This is a genomic window from Calditrichota bacterium, assembly GCA_020637445.1.
Classification (GTDB): Bacteria; Electryoneota; RPQS01; order RPQS01; family RPQS01; genus JABWCQ01.
On record JACJVZ010000001.1, the window covers coordinates 1,013,140 to 1,028,533 of the forward strand.

The following is a 15,394-nucleotide window of genomic DNA, read 5'->3' on the forward strand; positions in this document are numbered from 1 at the left end:
CCTCGCCATGCAAAGTGAAACGAAACTCATTTTCGAGCACAGCCGTCCCGGTCGAATCGGATCGCAAATTCCGAATGTTGATTCACAGCTTCCTGAACTCGACATTCCCGAGTCGCTCAAACGTGTTTCAGCGCCGCGCTTGCCCCAAGTAGCGGAGAGCACTGCGGTCCGCCACTACGTAAACCTCTCAGTTCGCAATCATCACATTGACCGAGACTTCTATCCTCTCGGTTCGTGCACGATGAAGTACAATCCGAAGATCAACGACGAACTTGCCGCTCTTCCGGGTTTTGCGGGCCTAAGTCCGTGGCAGACCGGCTCGACGGCACAAGGCGCGATGCGATTGATCAGCGAACTGTCGGAGGCTTTGCTTGAAGTCACAGGTATGGACGACATCACTCTCCAACCTGCCGCGGGTGCTCAGGGTGAATTCACAGCGCTCTTAATGTTCCGTGCCTATCACTTGAAAAATGGTGACGCGCGCAAACGCATCATTATCCCCGACAGCGCTCACGGCACGAATCCGGCATCGATCATTCTTGCGGGATATCAGGTTACTCAACTTCCGTCGGACGAAAACGGTTTGATGGATATCGAGGCTCTGAAGAAAGCGCTCGGCGAAGACGTCGCAGGATTGATGATAACGAATCCAAACACGCTCGGCCTGTTTGAAAAGAACATCACAAAGATTGTCGATCTTGTGCATGACGCCGGTGGCTTGGTTTACATGGACGGCGCGAATCTGAACGCGCTCTTAGGTATTGCTCGTCCGGGCGATATGGGCTTTGACGCGTGTCATATGAACCTGCACAAGACATTCTCGACTCCGCACGGCGGCGGCGGTCCCGGCAGTGGTCCGGTCGCGATCAAAGAGAAGCTCGCGCGCTTCCTGCCCGTTCCCGTCTTGACTCATCGCAATAATCAATACGAGTGGAACTGGGACCGCCCGGATTCGATCGGCTCTGTCCATACTTATTACGGAAACTTCGGCATGTTGGTTCGCGCACTTGCATATATCAAAAGTCTTGGCGGCAACGGTCTGAGATCGATCAGCGAAAACGCAATCGTTAACGCCAACTACCTCCGCAAGAAATTGGCCCCGACGTACCAAATTTACGTTGACAAACCGTGCATGCATGAGGCAGTATTTTCGGGCAGCAATCAAAAAGCCAAAGGCGTTCGCACCACCGACATCGCCAAGCGCCTGCTGGACTACGGCATTCATCCGCCGACGGTCTATTTCCCGTTGATTGTACCTGAGTGCTTGATGATTGAACCCACCGAGTCCGAAACCAAGGAAACGCTCGACGAGTTCGTCGAGGTCATGCTGCAAATAGACCGTGAGGCGACGGAGTCTCCGGAGCTTCTGAAACACGCTCCGTATACGACTCCCGTGCGAAGACTTGATGAAGCAGGTGCCGCCCGCAATCTTAACATCCGCTATTTCGACGACGCCGACAAATAGTTTGCGAAGCGAGTGGCTGAAGAATCTCGGCCTCGGGCGTTTCGTTGCGATCGATCTTGAAACAACGGGATTGACGCCTGCCAACGACTCCATTATCGAGGTAGGTGCAGTCCGATTTCAAGATGGAGTCGTTGCCGAGACGTATCAGACGTTTCTCGATCCGGAGCGGCCGCTCCCGCATTTCATTACGTCCCTGACAGGGATTCGCGACGAAGACGTACTCGGAGCTCCGAGTTTTGATGAGATTCGCTCCGATTTACTGGATTTTATCGACGAAAGTCCGCTGGTCGGACAAAACACGTCGTTTGATCTCGGCTTCTTGACCGCACACGGTGGAAGTGATTTTCGCTTCCCCGGCCGAATGATTCTGGATACCGCGGAGCTTGCCCGAATTTTCTGGGCCGAGCTCCCGAGATTTTCTTTAGGAAGTCTTTGTCGCGCGTTCAGTGTCACGCTTGCAAGTGCACACCGTGCCAGTGACGACGCACAAGCCACGGGCGAAATTCTCGTGCATTTGGTGGATAGTCTTGGCGAACGAGTTTGGGGCGATCTCGCGGCCGAACTCTATGCGGTTGCCAAACAAGGGCATCACCGTGCGGAGAAATTCTTCGCGGCACTTCAAGCACAAACGGTAGATATTCCGCCGCCACTGTCTCCCAAACCCGACCCTCGGCCCGAACTCACGCGCGTTTCACTTGCCTCGTTGGCTGCAGGCGGCGAGTTTCACGAGCATCTCGAAAAGTTCGAGCCGCGCGCGCAGCAAATGCAAATGGCCGAGCTTGTTCAAATGGCCTTTGAAAACGAAGAGACTCTTCTGCTCGAAGCTCCGACCGGAACAGGAAAGTCTCTTGGCTATCTTGTTCCGGCGCTCGAGTGGGCGCTCGGTGGGGAGGACGATTCAGATCGTCAGGTTGTCATCTCGTCGCATACGCGTTCCTTGCAGGAGCAGTTGCTCAACAAAGATATTCGAGACATCGGGCTTGCTACTAAGTCTCGCATTCCTGCAGCCATACTAAAAGGCCGCGACAACTATCTATGCAAGCGGCGGCTTAACGCCGCGTTGGTTGACATAGATGGACGTTTGTCGGATGGCGAACGCCACAAACTGCTGCCTTTAATTCGATGGTCGCATTTGACAACTCGCGGAGACATCGGGGAGATTGGCGGATTTCGTCCCGAGTTCGAACCGCTGTTATGGTCCATGGTCTGCTCGGACGGGGCCGCGTGTTCGGGTTCCATGTGCGGCGCAAACCGGGGTGATTTCTATCGAAAAGCACTCGATGAAGCCAAGAAAGCCAAATTACTCTTGGTCAATCATGCGTTGCTCAGCACGGACTTCGAGCGTTTTATGAGTCCGGGCGAAGATTCCGCGCGTCGGCTGGTAGTGGACGAAGCTCATCAGTTCGAACGCGCCGTCGTTTCAGCCTATTCGACGGTTTTCAGTGACCGCGTCGTTCGCAATGTCCTTTCGCGCTTCACGGATGAACGGTCGTCACGCGGACTACTCGCCAAGCTCGCGAAAGCGGCTCTCGATGACGACATCTCGACCGAACTCGTCGCGCTCGACGTTCTAATCAAAACGCTCTTTCAAAAATCCCGCCTCAGCTTTCAAGAAGCGGCCGGCATGCCGTCACGGACGGATCAAGATGAATCCAAGTCCCGGCTTTGCTCAAGTACTCCCGAACAGCAGAGGATCGAAAACGTGTTGTCCCCGCTAATCAACGATCTCGAAGATCTCTTTCTGCGCTTGGACAAAGTTCAATCCGTACTCGCTCGCGAAGAAGAACTTCCGCGCGACACAAAAGAAAAGATTCTCGAGCTGAGATCCGCGATCGCGGATTTGGAAGGAACAGTTGAGGTAGGCAAACTTTCGGTTAGTTGCGAGTCGTCAGATTACGTTTATTGGTTGGAGTCTTCACAGCGGCGCACCAACCCGACGGTCGCGATTTTTGCGTCGCCGATCTTTGTTGCGGAGACTCTTGACAAACAGTTGTGGAGACATGCCCGGGGATCAGTGCTGACTTCGGCGACACTTACCCACAACAGTGACTTCACGGTTCTCAGGAACGCATTGGGCATCAGCGACTCCGGCGAGCGAGCTGTCACCAAAACGGTACTCGATTCGCCTTTTGAATTGCCCGCACAAATGCACTGCTACTGCCCGACGTATTTGCCCGAGGCGAAGCAAGTGCAACCTCATTTGACAGGCGTCGCGCAGATGGTGGCGGCGCTTATCGAGCAAACCAATCGCTCGATTCTGGTTCTGTGTACTTCGCATGCCAGTTCAAATGAAATATTCGAGAAGATCACGCCTGCCGCACGCAAACACGACCGGCCGCTCTTTCAGCAACGCGGTGGCCGTGACACTCACGAGATCATCAAAGCATTCCGCGAGTCCAAAGGGGGTGTGTTAGTAGGCGCGGCCGCATTGTGGGAGGGAATTGATCTCGTCGGCGAAGCTCTGGAGATACTCGTAGTCGTCAAGCTCCCGTTTGACGTCCCGACCGAGCCTTGGCATGAGGCCCGCGGTGAAATGGCTTCGGCTCAAAACAAAGATCCGTTTTATTCTTTGAGCCTTCCGGCTTGTGCCATTCGTTTGCGGCAAGGTCTGGGGCGTTTGATTCGCCATCACAATGACCGCGGCGTCGCAATTATTGCCGATACTCGGTTGCTCAAAACTCGCTACGGCAAAGTGCTTCAGCAGCATCTTCCCGTAAAGCCCGAACCTGCTGACGATTTGCCAAGTTTGCTGGACAATGTCCGGAACTTTTTTTCGGGAAATGACTCATGATAGACGCTCTTGATCACATTGCCATTGCCGTCCCGAATATCGACGACGCCATCCAAAATTGGCAGCGGAAAACCGGCGCGCAGGTCACTCATCGTGAGCACGTCGCGGCACAAGGAGTCTACGTTGCTTTTCTGGCGCTTGCGGATTTTCGTATTGAACTGATTGCTCCGGACTCCGACAGCTCATCCGTCGCGAAGTTTCTTGAAAAGCGCGGCCCCGGCTTGCATCACATCGCCATAAAGTCTCAAAACGGACAAGAGCTGCTCGATGAGCTTGCGAACAAAGATACGAAGCTGATCAACTCGACGCTTCGCCCGGGAGCCGAAAACACTATGGTGGGATTCGCACATCCGTCGGCGTTCGATGGAGTCTTAGTTGAGATTGTCGAGCATCCCGGTGCAAAAGGGGAGTAGTATTTGTCACCCGAACTGTCCGACAAACTGGAGAATCTTCCGCGGGATCCCGGAGTATACATCTTCCGCGACTCACGCGGCAAAGTAATCTATATCGGAAAAGCGAAAGTACTTCGCAATCGTGTCCGCCAGTATTTTCAGAAGTCATCCGACGGCCGTCCGCAGTTCGAATTGCTCGTTTCCAAGATCGATGATCTCGAAGTCATCACCACAAAGTCCGAGTACGAGGCACTGATCCTCGAAAGCAATCTGATCCGTCGTCATAAGCCGCGCTACAACGTGATGCTGAAAGATGACAAGTCACAACCGTACCTGCAGATTGCAAATGAGCCGTTCCCGCGAATCTTTCTCACTCGTCGACCGCAGCAAGACGGATCTAAATTCTATGGGCCGTACGGCGACTTGCGCTATTTGAAAGGACTGCTTCACGTACTTCGCGGGATGCTCCAGATTCGCACGTGCAACCTTCCTTTGACGGAAGAGTCCATTGCGAAGAAGAAATTCAAAGCCTGTCTCGAATTTCATCTGGGCCGCTGCAACGCACCTTGTATCGGCAACGAATCGCTCGACGACTACACGAAGCGCGTGAAAGATTTCACCTCTGTTGTCAAAGGGCGGGGGTCAGAGATCATCACACGCCTGCACGAAGACATGGAGCGCGCTTCGGACGACTTGCGTTTCGAACGCGCCGCGCAGCTCCGCGATTGGCTCGCGTCGATAGACAATCTGACGCGCCGTCAAACGATCATCTCGCCCGAACCCGTTAACCGGGATATCGTCGGGATTGCCGTGCAGGATGAAGATGGGTGTTTGGTGGTCATGCAGGTGCGGGACGGACGGCTGCTTGGAAGAGTGCACTATCCGCTGAAACTTCCGAAGGACACGCCGCTTCCCGAAGTTCTCACGCAAGCGCTCCAACTTTACTATTCGCGCTCAGCCGTGCCCGAAGAACTTATTCTTCCTTATGAGCCTTCGGATGAATCCGTCTTGACCCTCTGGCTTCGCGAACAAGCGGAGAGCAAACTTACAATCCGAATTCCCGCGCGGGGTGAAAAAGTCCAAATGGTCGATCTCGCGGCCCGCAATGCGGAACTTCAATTGCAGGAGATTCTGCGTTCTGCGACTAAGCGCGAGCGTATCCCGGCAAGTTTGACGGAGCTCAAGACACGGCTCGGACTAAGGGATTTCCCGCGTGAAATCGTCGCTTTCGACATTTCGACATTGATGGGCGAAAACAAGGTTGCCGGCATGGTGGTGTTTAAGATGGGACGGCCGGCTCGTGCCGACTACCGCCGTTTCAAGATCAAAACCGTCGAAGGACAGGATGATTTCGCGTCAATGCGCGAAGCCGTGTCGCGGCGCTTCGCGCGCGTGGTCAAAGAGCAGCAAACAATGCCTGATTTGATCTTAATTGACGGCGGCAAGGGGCAACTCGCGGCGGCGATTGAAGCGCTGCATTCCGTCGGCGTCACGGATTACCAAATCATCGGACTCGCCAAGAAGCTCGAAGAAATTTACCGTCCCGGCGATTCTGAGCCTTACAATCTTCCCAAGACGTCTTCTGCGCTAAAACTCTTGCAGACCGTGCGCGATGAAGTCCATCGCTATTCGATAACGTATCACAGGCTGCTGCGCCAAAAAGAGTCCATGGCATCCGAGCTTCAAGATATTCCCGGCGTCGGTTCGGCTCGCCGCAAGCTGCTTCTGACAAATTTTCGAAGCATGCAGCGACTAAGTGAAGCCACCAAGGAAGAACTCGTCGCCATAAAGGGGATTAGCCCCGCGTTGGCCGACAAAATTCTCGATTTTTTCCGAATACGTAAATCCAGTTCACCCGTATGAGCTTTCAATATCCCGAAGTAACTCTCGACACAGCCCTCTCGCACGGACTTTCCCGAGAGGAATATGACCACATCCAAGAAATTCTTGGCCGCGTACCCACATTCGTGGAACTCGGAATTTTCTCGGCGATGTGGTCTGAGCATTGCTCGTACAAGAATTCAATTCGTGAGTTGAAACGGCTTCCCAAGAGCGGCGAGCGCGTTTTGGTCGAAGCTGGAGAGGAAAATGCCGGATTGATTGACATCGGCGACGGACTTGCGGTGTGCTTTAAGATCGAGAGTCACAACCACCCGTCGGCGATTGAGCCGTTTCAAGGCGCCACGACGGGTGTCGGCGGTATTCTCCGTGACATCTTTTCCATGGGTGCGCGGCCCATTGCGGCGCTGAACTCATTGCGTTTCGGCTCACCCAAGCACTCTCGCACTGCACAATTGCTTGACGGTGTCGTCAAAGGCATCGCCCACTACGGAAATTGCTTTGGCGTGCCCACCGTTGCCGGCGAAATCTATTTCGATCCGTCCTACAATGAAAACCCGTTGGTAAATGCGATGGCCGTGGGTGTCGTCGAAGTAGACAAGATTATTAAAGGCGCTGCAACCGGTGTCGGCAACCCCGTTTTCGTGGTCGGTGCGGCGACCGGACGCGACGGTATTCACGGCGCGTCATTTGCCTCGGAAGATCTCTCCGAATCCTCTAAAGAAAAACGTCCCTCCGTTCAGATCGGCGATCCGTTCAAAGAAAAACTCCTGCTTGAAGCGACGCTCGAGCTCGCCGGCACGGATGCTTTGGTCGGCATTCAAGACATGGGTGCCGCGGGAATTTGCTGTTCGTGCAGCGAAACTCCTGCTCGTGGCGACACCGGAATTCACCTCGACGTGAATAAGGTCTCCCGGCGTGAAAAGGGCATGAACGCGTATGAAATCTGCTTGTCCGAGTCTCAAGAAAGAATGCTCGTAATCGTCAAGAAGGGCCAAGAGCACCACGCGCGAGATATTTTCGACAAGTGGGACCTGCACGCCGATGAAGTCGGGGTTGTAACGGAAGACAAACTCTTCACAATTCAAGAGGACGGCCAAACCGTCGGCGTTATTCCGGCAGCCTCACTCGTGCTCGGTGGCGGCGCTCCGCAATACCAACGTGAGCATGCTCGACCTGCTTCGCTTGATGCTCTTTTGAACTTTGACCCGACTCACCTTCCCGATCCCGAAGACTGGAATGACGTCCTAATAGCCGTGCTCGGTTCACCCAACATCTGCAGCCGGAGACTGGTTTTCGAGCAGTATGATCACACGATCGGAGCATCAACTGCTCAAGGTGGCGGACAAACGGATGCCGGAGTCGTGCGCGTGCCCGGAACCAACAAGGGTCTCGCGCTTTCTGTCGACTGCAATTCTCGCTACGTCTCGGTTGACCCGTATCGCGGCGCGGCGCTCGCTGTATGGGAAGGTGCTCGCAATGTAGCCTGCACCGGCGCGGTCCCCGTGGGCATCACAAATTGTCTGAATTTTGCCAATCCCAACAAACCGGAAAATTACTATTTCTTCCATGAGTCGATTTCCGGTATGTCGGACGCATGTTCGGCGCTGAACATTCCCGTCACCGGGGGAAATGTTTCTTTCTACAACGAATCTCCCGCAGGTCCCGTTCGGCCCACGCCGGTAATCGGCATGGTCGGCGTTCTCGAAGACGTCAGCAAGCATGTCGGTATTGCTTTCAAGGAAGAAGGAGACTTCATCGCCTTGTTGGGAAGCATCGGGCCTGATCTTGGCTGCACAGAATATCTTTCAGCTATTCACGGCGTAGTCGCGGGTCCGCCGCCGCGTTTAGACGTCGACAAAAACTTACGACTCATCCGACTGCTTCCCGAGCTTGCCGCCAAAGAAACTTTGTGCTCTGCGCACGACATCTCCGAAGGCGGTCTCGCCGTTGCAGTCTCAGAGTCCTGCATTGCAGGCAATATCGGTTGCTTGTTGACCTTCCCTTGGAATCAGCGCTCTGTTGAAACTCTTTTTGCCGAAACGCAAGGCTGTGTGATCGTAAGCGTAGCTCACGAGAAATGGCCCGAGCTGAAACAAATGTGTCAAGAGCACAGTGTAAGTCTCCAGATGCTGGGCAGAGTAGGGGGCGAGTTGATTGTGATCAATGACTGGATTACCCTGCCCCTCGAAATGGCGGCGGACACCTACAATCAGTCCCTGTCACAGCACTTAGGGCTGAAATAGCGCAATAGTTCTTTCGCAACCCGTTACAAAACAATGTATTAGACTCAATGTGTGTGTATTGCATGTTGGGTCTAATTTGATTATATTAATGGGTTAAAGTACCCCGAATCGCAAGACCGTCGGTAGCTAACCCCCGTAGCTCAGTGGATAGAGCACCGGCCTCCGGAGCCGGGAGCATGGGTTCGAGTCCCGTCGGGGGTGCAAGCCTTTTTTCATATGACAGAAGATTCCCACCCGCACGACAAGGAACCGTACGAAATCAGCGAGGACGAAAAGCTCCTTGCTGTCTTGGCGTATGTGCCTTTCGTGTGCTTTGTTCCGTTCTTCAAACGGGACGAATCAGCATTCGTTCAGGCGCACGTCAGGCTCGGCATGGCCCTCTTTTTCGTTGAAGTTGCGGCGCTGCTCCTGAGGTTTCGTTTCATTTGGGATTTGGTCTTGTTCTTCTGCATCGTTTTGGCTGCATTGGGAATTATGAATGTCTTCAAAGGGCGCGGATTCTTTGTCCCGTTTCTTTCGGACATGTTTAGCCGCAAGTATTAACTCAGTTTCGATTCGGAGAACCCTTGAGAATCGCCGAGAAAGTCGCTCAATTCCAAACCGCCCGCGAAGTAATGGCCGCGGGAATTTACCCGTATTTCCGAGCGATTGAAACGGATCAGGATGCGGTCGTCAAAATTGATGGGCGGGACATTCTGATGCTCGGCTCAAACAATTATCTTGGGTTGACGAATCATCCCAAGGTAAAAGAAGCCGCTCGCAAAGCCGTCGACGACTTCGGTGCGGGTTGCGCCGGTTCGCGTTTCCTTAATGGCACGTTGAGCATTCACAAAGAATGCGAAGAGAAGCTCGCCGACTTTCTGCGCAAGCCTTCCGTGTTGCTTTTTACGACGGGCTATCAGGCAAATGTCGGCGGAATTGCCACCCTCGTGTCCCGCAACACTTGGCTGATTGCCGATGCGCTTTCGCACGCGTCCATCATTGACGCGGCACGGTTGTCCTTTGGCCGAGTTGCCAAGTTTCGGCACAACAACATGGAAGACCTTGAGCGCCTACTCAAAGTGCACGAGCATCATGAGAAGATCGTCATCACCGAAGGCGTTTTTTCCATGGAAGGCGACACGGTTGATCTTCCGGCGGTCGTGGCACTCTGCAAGAAGTACGATGCCGATCTGATTTTGGATGACGCGCACGGCGTTGGAGTCTATGGACCCCACGGAGACGGTACGGCCGGACATTTTGGCCTGACCAATGAAACGGACATCATTATCGGGACTTTCTCAAAGTCCTTGGCGGCCATCGGCGGATTTGTGGCGTCTTCTGAAGATGTGATTCACTTCCTGAAGCATCATGCTCGCGCGATGATATTTTCCGCGAGTCCCCCGCCTGCGACAGTCGGCGCGGTGATCGCGGCTCTGAAGATCATCGACGAAGAACCGGAACGGCGCGACTTGCTGTGGAGTAACGCGAACTACTTGCGCAACGGTCTCCAGAATTTGGGTTTGGATACGGGACACAGCAACACGCCGATTATTCCTGTCGTCGTGGGCGACTCCGTCGATTCCTTCAAGGTCTGCAAAATGATGCAGGACGAAGGTGTCTTCATCAACCCTGTCGTTCCTCCTGCAGTGCAGCCGGGGCAAAGTTTGATTCGTTTCTCGGTCATGTCCACGCACACACACGAACAACTTGATTTCGCGCTGGACAAGGTCGCAAAAATCGCAAAACTGATTCCTTTTAGAGCGGAGGCAACTCATTCAGATTCGAATTCAAACGGTCGCGGATCCGAAGTCTCTGACCCGTTTTCTGCGGTTCCCTTGGAGAATTCAAGCAACTGATCCGAATTGGGTTCCCCCGCTGCTGTTCGATCAGCGAAACCTGTTATCACCTAAACATCCGTTTCACAAGCACGCGCACGTCGAGCATTTTCTCGCCGTGGACGAAAACGGTGAAGTCCGCGGTCGAATCAGTGCGATCGCCAATCGCGCGCACAATGAATTCTGGCACGATAGTGTCGGATTTTACGGTTTTTTCGAATCGGAAAACAATCAGTCCGTGGCCAACGCTCTTTTTGATGCCGCCGCGGCTTCTCTAAAAGCTCAGGGCCTCGATACGATGCGAGGCCCGATGAATTTTTCGACGAACGAAGAATGCGGTTTACTCGTTGACGGCTTCGATACTCCGCCTGCCGTGATGATGACACACAACCCGCCATTCTATGCGGATCTTCATGAAGCGGCAGGGTTTGTCAAAGCGAAAGACCTGCTCGCTTACCAGATGCACATCGGTGAGCTGACTGACCGTGTCCGCAACATCGGCAAGAAACTCGAAGAGCGCATGGATTTCAAATTCAGGCTCTTCAACACAAAAGACTTCAAAGGCGAAGTCGAGCGGTTTAAGGTCATCTACAATTCGGCGTGGGAAGAAAACTGGGGCTTTGTTCCCATGACGGACGAAGAAATTGACGTCATGGCCGAAAGTTTGAAAATGGTTCTTGATCCGCGACTGATTCAGTTCGCGGAAACGAGCGACGGAAAAACAGTCGGATTCATTCTCGCTTTGCCGGACTTGAATGTGATTTTCAAGAAGCTCAACGGCAAGCTCTTTCCCTTTGGAATCATTCGCGTGCTCCTGAACAAGCGCAAGACGCATCGCGCACGGGTGTTGGCGATGGGTGTTCTTCCCGAGTACCGCAAAAAAGGGATCGATACGGTTCTCTACATGCGTGCCTACGAAATCGGCACGGCTGCGGGGTACCATTGGGGCGAGTTTTCTTGGGTGCTTGAAGACAACGAATTAATGAACAGCGCTGCACGTTCGATGGGCTCGACGGCTTACAAAACGTGGCGAATCTACGACCGGAAAATTACTTAGCATATGTTTTCAGATGTCACAACAGCAGCCTTGTTGGGAGTGGATGCCTACCGTGTCCGCGCCGAGTGTCATCTTGAAAACGCCAGCGAACGCAGCGCGGTAGTCGTCGGACTTCCGGACAATGCGGTCAAGGAAGCCCGCGAGCGAATTTCTGCCGCTATCAAAAACTCCGGATTTGCCATGCCGATGCGCAAGATTACGATCAATCTTGCACCGGCAAACATTCGCAAAGAAGGAAGTGGTTTTGATTTGCCGATGGCACTCGGAATTCTTGCCGCGTCCGGCCAGCTCGCTCCCGGGGCTTTGGATGACGTCGCGATTATCGGTGAACTTGCGCTCGATGGACATACGCGCCCGATTCGCGGAGTGCTCCCCGTCGCCGGTGCGATGCGCCGCGAAGGCGTCCGCCGTCTGCTCGTTCCCGAAGCTAATGCGCAGGAAGCGGCTCTAATTCCCGAAGTTGAGGTCTATCCCGTCAGCACCCTTCGCGATGCTGTGGATTTTCTGAACGGCCAACTGCCGATTGAGCGGCATGTCGTCGATCACAAAAAGCTCTTTGATGAATCGCGCGAACTGGTTGGTGACTTTTCTGATGTTCGCGGCCAGTCGTCGGTGAAGCGCGCTCTTGAAGTCGCCGCGGCGGGCGGTCACAATGTCTTGATGATCGGTCCGCCGGGATCAGGCAAAACGATGCTCGCCAAACGCCTGCCGGGAATTTTGCCCGAATTCAGTCTGGAAGAGGCTCTCGAAACGACGCGCGTTCATTCTGTCGCGGGCACGATGCAAGCAGGACAAGCCATTGTCGCGAATCGTCCTTATCGTTCACCTCATCACACGGTATCCGACGCCGGACTAATTGGCGGCGGAATGATCCCCCGTCCCGGTGAAGTTTCTCTCGCGCATCACGGCGTGTTGTTCTTGGACGAACTTCCGGAGTTTCACAAGAACGTGCTTGAAGTTCTTAGGCAGCCTTTGGAAGACGGCGTCGTCACGTTGTCGCGCGCGGCGATCACGTTGTCATATCCCGCGCAGTTCATGCTTGTTGCCGCGATGAATCCCTGTCCTTGTGGGTTTGCCACCGACCCGGATCGCGAGTGCAAATGCACTGCAGAGCAGATCCGACGCTATGTCTCGAAAATTTCCGGCCCCCTGTTGGATAGAATTGATTTGCACATTGAGGTCCCGCGTGTATCGTGGAATGAGCTTTCCGCTCCTGCTCCGAAAGACAGTTCCACTCAAGTTAGACAACGCGTGGATTTGGCGCGGCGTCGACAGCGCGAGCGGTTCGACAAATATCGCACAGGTCTTTTCGCGAATGCGCAGATGAGCAACAAGGAAATCGAACAGTTCGCGCCCCTTGATAATCAGAGTCTTGAACTGCTCAGACAAGTCGTTGAAAACATGGGCCTGTCCGCGCGAGCCTACCATCGTATTCGCAAAGTCGCGCGCACCATCGCCGATCTCGAAGGTCATGATGAGATTACGTTGACTCACGTTACGGAAGCCGTGCAATACCGCTCATTAGACAGACTTGGCGAGTTGGTAGGATGAGCGAACAAGCCAAATTCTCGGCCGCACAATGGGCCTTCGATCTTCTAACAGCGGATTCTCAGCGAACGCTGTTGTTGCAAGACCAAAAGAAGATCAGTGCTGCCGCTTTGCATGAAGATGTCAGCCGCATTCGCGCATCACTGAATCAGGCCGGACTTGGCCAAGATCGAATTGTTGCGGTGGCGTGTGAAAGGTCGGCTTCGTCGCTCGCTGTGATTCTGGCTTGCCTCTGCGAAAATATCTCGCCCTTCTTGATCGATCCCCGTCAGGACCACGACGTCCTCGCCAAATTGCTCGATGCGGTCAGAGTGCACGGGCTTTTCTGCGGTGAATCGATGAAATCAGAGATGTTTCGCGCTCGACTTCCGTACTTGAAATGGGTGGGGGAGAGCGAGTCCGTGATGCATGCCAGCCGCGCGACGGCTCCTGAAGAGAGTTTAGAAGGAAGTTTTCTTCTGCATTCTTCCGGAACTTGCGGCCTTCCGCGAGCACTGCATCATTCCGGCTCTGCAATTTCATGGCAAGCAGGCGCCTTGGCCAAAAATTTGCGCCTTAAGCCCGGCTCAGAGCTCTGGTTCACGGGAAGCATAGCTCAGCCTTCCGTTTTCAGCATGGGACTGTGCGCCGTTCTTTCGGCAGGCGGTACATTGGTTTTGGACGATCCCGAGACAAAGCTCAGTATTGCTCCGCGGCTGTCGGAAGGACAGCGACTCCTCTTGTTGTCGCAGTTTACGGACTCGCAAACTTGGAATGCTGAAAAGCTGCTTGCTCTAAAAGGCAAAGTGTCCGCGACGATGACCACTGACTTTAGTCTAAGCGAATCGTTCGCCGTCACGGTCACACAAGCAACGGACGCCCCCGTGTGGAACGGCTGGAGTCTTGCTGAGGTCGCAGGTTTCTTAACCGTTAATCCGATTCCCGGTGTATGGCCCTCCGAATCAGTAGGCAGGCCCCTTGCCGGTGCGGAAGTGCGAGGTTTGGAAAATGAGTCCACCGCTTCGGATGGGCTTTCCAGACTTTTCTATCGACATGCCCCCGTTCCTCAAAAGGTCATTTCATTGACTTTTCAAGGCAAGAGCGAGCACGCAAATCTCGGCAACCCGACGGACGACTGGGGCAGAGTGGATGCCAACGATTTCATTTTTGTCGACGGATGTGAAAAGTCCGTTTTCTATCGTGCCGGATTTCCAATCGAAGCCCGACAGGTGGAAGCGCAGCTTGTGTCTCTCGATGGCATAAAAGAGAGTCTGGTTTTCGGGCTTCCCAACGACGACGTTGAAACCGAGGTCGCGACGGTGATCGTTCCGAGTAACGGAAAAACGGACTTCGCGAGCTCGATTAGCGAGCTTTCAAAAACGACGCCGCGTTACATGCTGCCGCAGCGTCTGTCGATCGCAGAATCATTACAGCGCACGCCAACGGGAAAGTATGTTCGCCACGGTCTGCCGACTTCCGGCAAACCAGTGGTTCTCCAGAGTGATAGCAAGATCGTCCCGCCCGCAAGGCCGGATGAATCAGACCACGAAATGGGAAACGAAGATCAGGAATAGTCAGCAGTTTCGGAGTCAAGATGGTTTCGGTCGAAGTAATTGGAATTTCTGTTTGCCCTCCTTATCAGGGCTACGTAGTTATTTTGAAGGAAAAAGAAGGCGAACGCTGGCTGCCCATCTTTATTGGTGCCGCGGAAGCGCAGAGTATTTCTTTTCTGTTGCAGGGGCTCGAATACGCTCGGCCCATGACGTACGATTTGTTCGCCGCGATCTTGCAGGAAGGTGAAATCGAAATTCGCTCTACAACGATTTGCGATCTCAAAGATAACACCTTCTATGCCGAAGTCGAACTCAAGATTGCCAATGGAGAAATACGACGAATCGATGCTCGCCCGTCCGATGCAATCGCTTTGGCACTCAAAGCAAAAGCCCCGATTCAGGTCGCTCCAAAAGTGATGGACGGAGCTGCCGTGAGCAATGAGCCGGTCAATCGTTCGGTAGTTGAGCAGATTGCCTATCTCCACCAAAAGCTCAAAGAAGCGGTCGAGATGGAAGCCTACGAAGAAGCCGCGAAGATTCGGGACCATATCCGGTCGCTCGAAACTAAACTGACCGGAACCAACGACCCCGGAGAATCCGAACCGGAAGGCGAGAACTAAGCCTCCATACGACTTTAGTTAAGAATCTGTTTACATTAGTTTTAGGCCTTTTTGGTCGATATCAAGCAACGCTTCGCCGTTGCTTGA

General features: G+C 53.8%; 11 protein-coding genes and 1 tRNA gene. All 12 read left to right on the forward strand.

The features are described from left to right. Positions 1-7: 7 nt before the first annotated feature. On the forward strand, positions 8-1,465 hold the full coding sequence (gcvPB, locus tag H6507_04190; protein MCB9368293.1) for an aminomethyl-transferring glycine dehydrogenase subunit GcvPB: 1,458 nt from the start codon (positions 8-10) through the stop codon (positions 1,463-1,465). Next, the gene (locus tag H6507_04195) at positions 1,407-4,256 is read left to right on the forward strand and encodes a DEAD/DEAH box helicase (GenBank protein ID MCB9368294.1); all 2,850 of its coding nucleotides are present in this window, start codon (positions 1,407-1,409) and stop codon (positions 4,254-4,256) included. The genes gcvPB and H6507_04195 overlap by 59 nt, the downstream gene beginning before the upstream one ends. Continuing rightward, on the forward strand, positions 4,253-4,669 hold the full coding sequence (gene mce / locus H6507_04200; protein MCB9368295.1) for a methylmalonyl-CoA epimerase: 417 nt from the start codon (positions 4,253-4,255) through the stop codon (positions 4,667-4,669). The genes H6507_04195 and mce overlap by 4 nt, the downstream gene beginning before the upstream one ends. Positions 4,670-4,672: 3 nt before the next feature. Next, on the forward strand, positions 4,673-6,511 hold the full coding sequence (locus tag H6507_04205) for an excinuclease ABC subunit C (protein MCB9368296.1): 1,839 nt from the start codon (positions 4,673-4,675) through the stop codon (positions 6,509-6,511). Continuing rightward, positions 6,508-8,733 (forward strand): phosphoribosylformylglycinamidine synthase subunit PurL, encoded by a 2,226-nt coding sequence (purL, locus tag H6507_04210; protein MCB9368297.1) that lies wholly within the window; start codon positions 6,508-6,510, stop codon positions 8,731-8,733. The genes H6507_04205 and purL overlap by 4 nt, the downstream gene beginning before the upstream one ends. 129 nt (positions 8,734-8,862) lie before the next feature. Next, positions 8,863-8,934 (forward strand) — tRNA-Arg (locus H6507_04215). Positions 8,935-8,949: 15 nt separating this feature from the next. Then, positions 8,950-9,276, forward strand: a complete 327-nt coding sequence (locus tag H6507_04220; protein ID MCB9368298.1) for a hypothetical protein — start codon at positions 8,950-8,952, stop codon at positions 9,274-9,276. Between the two features lie 71 nt (positions 9,277-9,347). Beyond that, on the forward strand, positions 9,348-10,571 hold the full coding sequence (locus H6507_04225; GenBank protein ID MCB9368299.1) for a pyridoxal phosphate-dependent aminotransferase family protein: 1,224 nt from the start codon (positions 9,348-9,350) through the stop codon (positions 10,569-10,571). Further along, a complete protein-coding gene (locus H6507_04230; protein ID MCB9368300.1) occupies positions 10,489-11,607 on the forward strand; it encodes a hypothetical protein in 1,119 nt (372 codons plus the stop codon). Before H6507_04225 ends, H6507_04230 begins: the two co-directional genes overlap by 83 nt. 3 nt (positions 11,608-11,610) lie before the next feature. Beyond that, the gene (locus H6507_04235) at positions 11,611-13,158 is read left to right on the forward strand and encodes a YifB family Mg chelatase-like AAA ATPase (protein MCB9368301.1); all 1,548 of its coding nucleotides are present in this window, start codon (positions 11,611-11,613) and stop codon (positions 13,156-13,158) included. After that, a complete protein-coding gene (locus H6507_04240; GenBank protein ID MCB9368302.1) occupies positions 13,155-14,708 on the forward strand; it encodes an acyl--CoA ligase in 1,554 nt (517 codons plus the stop codon). Before H6507_04235 ends, H6507_04240 begins: the two co-directional genes overlap by 4 nt. A gap of 20 nt (positions 14,709-14,728) precedes the next feature. Then, positions 14,729-15,307, forward strand: a complete 579-nt coding sequence (locus H6507_04245) for a bifunctional nuclease family protein (protein ID MCB9368303.1) — start codon at positions 14,729-14,731, stop codon at positions 15,305-15,307. Positions 15,308-15,394 lie beyond the last annotated feature (87 nt).

Excerpts from the sequence above, each read along its gene's own strand:
- mce (MCB9368295.1), top strand. The coding sequence starts at position 4,253 with ATGATAGACGCTCTTGATCACATTGCCATTGCCGTCCCGAATATCGAC.
- gcvPB (MCB9368293.1), top strand. The coding sequence starts at position 8 with ATGCAAAGTGAAACGAAACTCATTTTCGAGCACAGCCGTCCCGGTCGA.
- purL (MCB9368297.1), top strand. The coding sequence starts at position 6,508 with ATGAGCTTTCAATATCCCGAAGTAACTCTCGACACAGCCCTCTCGCAC.
- H6507_04235 (MCB9368301.1), top strand. The coding sequence starts at position 11,611 with ATGTTTTCAGATGTCACAACAGCAGCCTTGTTGGGAGTGGATGCCTAC.
- H6507_04225 (MCB9368299.1), top strand. The coding sequence starts at position 9,348 with ATGGCCGCGGGAATTTACCCGTATTTCCGAGCGATTGAAACGGATCAG.
- H6507_04195 (MCB9368294.1), top strand. The coding sequence starts at position 1,407 with ATGAAGCAGGTGCCGCCCGCAATCTTAACATCCGCTATTTCGACGACG.
- H6507_04245 (MCB9368303.1), top strand. The coding sequence starts at position 14,729 with ATGGTTTCGGTCGAAGTAATTGGAATTTCTGTTTGCCCTCCTTATCAG.
- H6507_04220 (MCB9368298.1), top strand. The coding sequence starts at position 8,950 with ATGACAGAAGATTCCCACCCGCACGACAAGGAACCGTACGAAATCAGC.
- H6507_04240 (MCB9368302.1), top strand. The coding sequence starts at position 13,155 with ATGAGCGAACAAGCCAAATTCTCGGCCGCACAATGGGCCTTCGATCTT.